Below are 4567 nucleotides of genomic sequence, written 5' to 3' on the forward strand. Positions count from 1 at the left end.
TCCGGTCGGTGCCGACCGAGTAGTTCAGTCCCGGCGTGAAGTTGGTCATGTCGGTGACGGTGGTGATGCCGATCAGCTCGCGGCGCTCGGACGTGAAGGCCGTGATCGCCACCGGCACGTCCTGGATGCTCTCCTCCCGCTTCTCGGCGGTGACCACCACTTCGTCGAGGAGGCTGCCTCCGTCGTCCTGCGCCCAGGCCGAATTCGCGCCGAACGCGGCGCTCAGCGCCACCCCGGACAAAAGCAGTCGATGCTTGAACCCCATAGTCTCCCCCCTGGCTTATTGCTGTTATCTGTTGCGCTTAGAAGTACGGGTATGTCGGGGGTCGCGTCAATCCCAAGGCGGTGCGCAGGCGCCCCGCACAGCTTTGAAATTCAAGTACAGCTCAGCGGAAGGCGATGCCGCGCCGTCAGGTGAGCAGGATCACCTTGCCCAGGTGGGTTCCGCTCTCCACGTGGGCGTGGGCCTGGGCGGCCTGAGCGAGGGGGAAGGTGCGGTCGATGTGGGGCCTCACTTTGCCCGCTTCGATCCACGGCCAGACGACCCGTTCGACCTCGGCCGCCAGGCGCGCCTTCTCGTCGGCCGGACGGGGCCGCAGCGTCGAGCCGGTGATCAGGCCGCGCTTCTGCATCAGCCGGCCGATCGGCACCTCCAGCGTCCCACCGGCCTGGGCGGCGATGTAGACGATCCGCCCGCCGGTGTTCAGCGCCTTCAGGTTCGCCTCGAAATAGGGGGCGCCGACCATGTCCAGCACCACGTCGACGCCGCCCTCGCGCTTGGCGACCTCGGAGAAGTCCTCCGCCGTGGCGTCGATCGCGACGTCCGCGCCCATCTGGCGGGCCTGGTCGGCCTTGGCTGCGCCGCGGCCGGTGGCGATCACCTTGGCGCCTGCCGCCTTGGCCATCTGAATGGCGGTGACCCCGATGCCGGAGGTGGCCCCGTGCACCAGCAGCGTCTCGCCGGCCCTCAGCGACCCGTGCTCGAAGACGTTGGCGTAGACGGTGAAGACGGTCTCCGGAAGGCCGGCGGCCTCGGTGAAGTCCAGCCCTTGCGGGATCGGCAAGGCGTGCCGGGTGTCGCAGACCGCGTACTCCGCGTAACCGCCTCCGCCCAGCAGGGCGCAGACGCGGTCGCCCGCCGTCCAGCGGCCGGCCGGCTCGACCACTTCGCCTGCGACTTCCAGTCCCATGGTCTCGGGGGCGCCCGGCGGCGGCGGATAGAAGCCCTGGCGCTGGGCGATGTCGGGCCGGTTCACCCCGGCGGCGCGCACCTTGATGAGGATTTGGCCGGGTCCGGGCGCGGGCCTTGGGATCTGCACCGCCTTCAGCGCCTCGGCGGGCCCCTTGCCGCCCTCGATGCCGACGGCCGACATGGTCTCAGCCTGCGTCGATTGGTTCATGGGTGTGGCCTCCGCGATCTTGCGCCTTGAACGGCTTGGCGGCCAAATAGCCGGCTGGAGCTTGAGCCGCAAAGGGAGCCTGATGGCCATCGACGAACCGGCGGATGTCCGCGTCGGACGCGGCCAGCGACTCACCGAGGCGGTGAAGGAGGACCTGGAGCTGTTCGGGATCGAGGAGCTCGAGGAGCGGATCGCGGCGCTTAACGCCGAGATCGCCCGGGTGCAGGCCCAGATCGAGAAGAAGCGCTCCGGCCGGGCGGCGGCCGACGCCCTGTTCTCGGGCGGCAAGAATTGAGCTTGAAGGCCAACAACTTGGCACGGGCGTTGCAGCCCGCTAGAGGCGGGACTGATTTGCTCCGCAGGCTGACGGAAAAGGCGTGACGCCCCCATGAGCGAGACCGACCCGACCGGGCCCTGGCGCGCGACCGTGATCCGCGACTTCGCCTGCTCCGAGCTGTTCGAGCGCACCTTCCAGGAGGGCATGGACCTCGTGGAGGAAACCGCCGCCTACCTGGACGGCGCCGGCCGGCAGGAATCGAAGCTACTCTCCCGGAACGCGGCGCTGGCCTACGCGGCCGAGAGCATGCGCCTGACCACCCGGCTAATGCAGGTGGCCTCCTGGCTGCTCGTCCAGCGGGCTGTGAAGGAAGGCGACATGGCGCCCGAGGCGGCCTGCGACGCCCGCTATCGGCTGGGCGCCCAGGAAGTCTCCAAGGCCCGGCCCGAAGCCGAGGCCGAACTGCCGCCGGGCCTCACCGGCCTGCTGCACCGGGCCGAACGGCTCTACGAGCGCGTCCGCCACCTCGACGAGCGGATGTACCTGGGCGAGGCCGACAGCGCCGAGTCCGCCAACCCCGTCCAGACCCAGTTCGACCGCCTGCGCAGCGCGTTCGGGGGCTGATTTCCTCTGCCCTCGCGCTTCGCGTCGTGGGAGAGGAGGGCCGCAACGAAAAACGCCGCGCCCGGGGGCGCGGCGTTTCGCATATCGGATTGTGCTCCGACCCTACTTTCGCGTGAAGGCGCCGAACTTGGCGTTGAAGCGGGAGACGCGGCCGCCGCGGTCCAGCAGCTGCTGGTTGCCGCCGGTCCAGGCCGGGTGGGTCTTCGGGTCGATGTCGAGCTGCAGCGTCGCCCCTTCCTTCCCGTAGGTCGAACGGGTCTGGTAGGAGGTGCCGTCGGTCATGACCACGGTGATGAAGTGGTAGTCCGGGTGGGTGTCTTGTTTCATCGCACGTGCGCCTGACGTAAAGGGTCGGCCTGAATGAGGCAGGGCCCGCTGCGGCGGGCCCCAAAGGAGCCGGGCCTATACTTCAACAGGGGCCCCGAAGGCAAGGGCGAGCGCTTAGGTGAGTGAATCCGCGGCCCCGCAGGCCGACGCCCCGGGGCGGCCGAGCGCAGGCGCGAGCCTGGTCCAGAGCCTGGCCGACGAGGCCGCGCGGCGCGGCAAGAGCCGCAACATCAGGACACTGTCCCGCCTTCTGCCGTTCGCGCGGGCCCACATGGGCGATGCGATCCTCAGCGTCGTCTTCCTGCTGGGCTCCACGGCGGCGACGCTGGGGCTGACCGGCGCGGTGCGGCTGCTGGTCGACCATCTCACCACCGCGAGGGCCGAAGAGATCGACCGCTGGTTCCTGCTGCTGGGCGCTGTGGCGCTGGCGCTCGGCATCGCCACGGCCCTGCGCTACTTCTTCGTCACCAAGCTCGGCGAGCGCGTCGTCGCGGACCTGCGCAAGGCCGCCTACGGCCACATCCTGACATTGGATCCGTCCTTCTTCCTCTCCGTGCGCACCGGCGAGGTGCTGTCGCGGCTGACCACCGACATCCAGATCGTCGAGACGCTGCTGTCGACATCCATCTCGGTGGCCCTGCGCAACCTGGTGATGTTGATCGGCGCGCTGATCCTGCTGGTCTGGGTCAGCCCTTCCCTGACCGGCCTGGTGCTGGCCGGGTTTCCGCTGATCCTGGCGCCGCTGTTCCTGTTCGGCCGGCGGGTGAGGCAGCTCACCACCTCCACCCAGGACCGGTTCGCCGCCGCCGTGGGCTATGCCGGCGAGACGCTGGACGGCCTCGAGACCGTGCAGGCCTTCGGCCGCGAGCGCACCGCCGCCGCCCGCTTCGGCGAGGCGGTGGAGGACGCCTTCCGCACCTCGCTGCGGCGCATTTCGGCGCGGGCGTTGATGACCGCGTTGGTCATCGCCCTGGTGTTCGGCGGGGTGGTGGGGGTGTTCTGGCTGGGCGTGCACGCCGGCCTGCGCGGTGAGATGAGCTGGGGCGCGCTGTTCCAGTTCGCCTTCTTGTCGGTGCTGGCCGCGGGCTCGGTGGGCGCGCTCGGCGAGACGTGGGGCGACCTGCAGAAGGCGGCCGGCGCCATGGAGCGGATCGGCGAGCTGATGGACGCAAAGCCGCGTATCGCCGCCCCGGAGCATCCGATCGCGCTGCCCAGCCCGGCCCGCGGCGAGATCGCCTTCGAGGACGTCGTCTTCGCCTATCCGGGGCGGCCCGACCTTCCGGCCCTGAACGGCTTCTCGCTGCAGGTGCGACCAGGCGAGCGGGTGGCGCTGGTGGGCCCGTCGGGTGCGGGCAAGAGCACGGTCTTCCGCCTGCTGCTGCGCTTCTACGATCCGCAGGCCGGGGCGGTGCGGCTGGACGGGGTTGACCTGCGCGCCGCCGACCCGGGCGAGGTGCGCCGGCGCATGGCGCTGGTGGCCCAGGACTCGCCGCTGTTCTCCGGCTCGGCGCTGGAGAACATCCGCTTCGGCCGCGAGGACGCGGGCGTCGATGAGGTGCGCGCCGCCGCCCGCGCGGCCCAGGCGGGCTTCCTGGACGGACTTCCCGAGGGCTACGAGACCCGGCTCGGCGAGCGGGCGCGCACCCTCTCCGGCGGCGAGCGCCAGCGGCTGGCGATCGCCCGGGCGCTGATCCGCGAGGCGCCGATCCTGCTGCTCGACGAGGCCACCAGCGCCCTCGACGCCGAGAACGAGCGCCTGGTCCAGGCCGCCCTCGACCGGGCAATGACCGGCCGCACCACCCTGGTCATCGCCCACCGGCTCGCCACGGTGCTCAAAGCCGACCGGATCGTGGTCATGGAGGCTGGCAAGGCCGTCGAGCAGGGGACCCACGACGAGTTGGTGGCGCGTGGCGGGCTGTACGCGAAGCTGGCGGCGCTG

The 4567-nt window shown here is 70.7% G+C and carries 5 protein-coding genes and 1 pseudogene; 3 read left to right on the plus strand and 3 right to left on the minus strand.

Annotated features, from left to right (window positions below; genetic code table 11):
• Nucleotides 1–265 (minus strand): annotated as a pseudogene (locus VHK87_RS16070) (TonB-dependent receptor); the annotation flags it as partial.
• A 145-nt stretch (nucleotides 266–410) separates the two neighbouring features.
• Complete coding sequence (locus VHK87_RS16075) at nucleotides 411–1400, minus strand: NAD(P)H-quinone oxidoreductase (RefSeq protein ID WP_329635901.1); 990 nt, start codon at nucleotides 1398–1400, stop codon at nucleotides 411–413.
• Between the two features lie 82 nt (nucleotides 1401–1482).
• Here VHK87_RS16075 and VHK87_RS16080 point away from each other — a divergent pair, with 82 nt between their 5' ends.
• Nucleotides 1483–1695, plus strand: a complete 213-nt coding sequence (locus VHK87_RS16080; RefSeq protein ID WP_329635902.1) for a DUF1192 domain-containing protein — start codon at nucleotides 1483–1485, stop codon at nucleotides 1693–1695.
• Nucleotides 1696–1788: 93 nt separating this feature from the next.
• Nucleotides 1789–2301 (plus strand): DUF1465 family protein, encoded by a 513-nt coding sequence (locus tag VHK87_RS16085; protein WP_329635903.1) that lies wholly within the window; start codon nucleotides 1789–1791, stop codon nucleotides 2299–2301.
• 102 nt (nucleotides 2302–2403) lie between these two features.
• Here VHK87_RS16085 and rpmE read toward each other — a convergent pair whose 3' ends face one another.
• A complete protein-coding gene (gene rpmE / locus VHK87_RS16090; RefSeq protein WP_329635904.1) occupies nucleotides 2404–2628 on the minus strand; it encodes a 50S ribosomal protein L31 in 225 nt (74 codons plus the stop codon).
• 118 nt (nucleotides 2629–2746) lie between these two features.
• Here rpmE and VHK87_RS16095 point away from each other — a divergent pair.
• A partial coding sequence (locus VHK87_RS16095) for an ABC transporter transmembrane domain-containing protein (RefSeq protein WP_329635905.1) occupies nucleotides 2747–4567 on the plus strand: 1821 nt, incomplete at its 3' end.

The organism is Phenylobacterium sp. (genome assembly GCF_036263695.1).
Taxonomy (GTDB): Bacteria; Pseudomonadota; Alphaproteobacteria; order Caulobacterales; family Caulobacteraceae; genus Phenylobacterium.

Bases quoted from the DNA above. Each gene is read 5' to 3' on its own strand.
- rpmE (WP_329635904.1), bottom strand. From the start codon at position 2,628: ATGAAACAAGACACCCACCCGGACTACCACTTCATCACCGTGGTCATG.
- VHK87_RS16075 (WP_329635901.1), bottom strand. From the start codon at position 1,400: ATGAACCAATCGACGCAGGCTGAGACCATGTCGGCCGTCGGCATCGAG.
- VHK87_RS16085 (WP_329635903.1), top strand. From the start codon at position 1,789: ATGAGCGAGACCGACCCGACCGGGCCCTGGCGCGCGACCGTGATCCGC.
- VHK87_RS16080 (WP_329635902.1), top strand. From the start codon at position 1,483: ATGGCCATCGACGAACCGGCGGATGTCCGCGTCGGACGCGGCCAGCGA.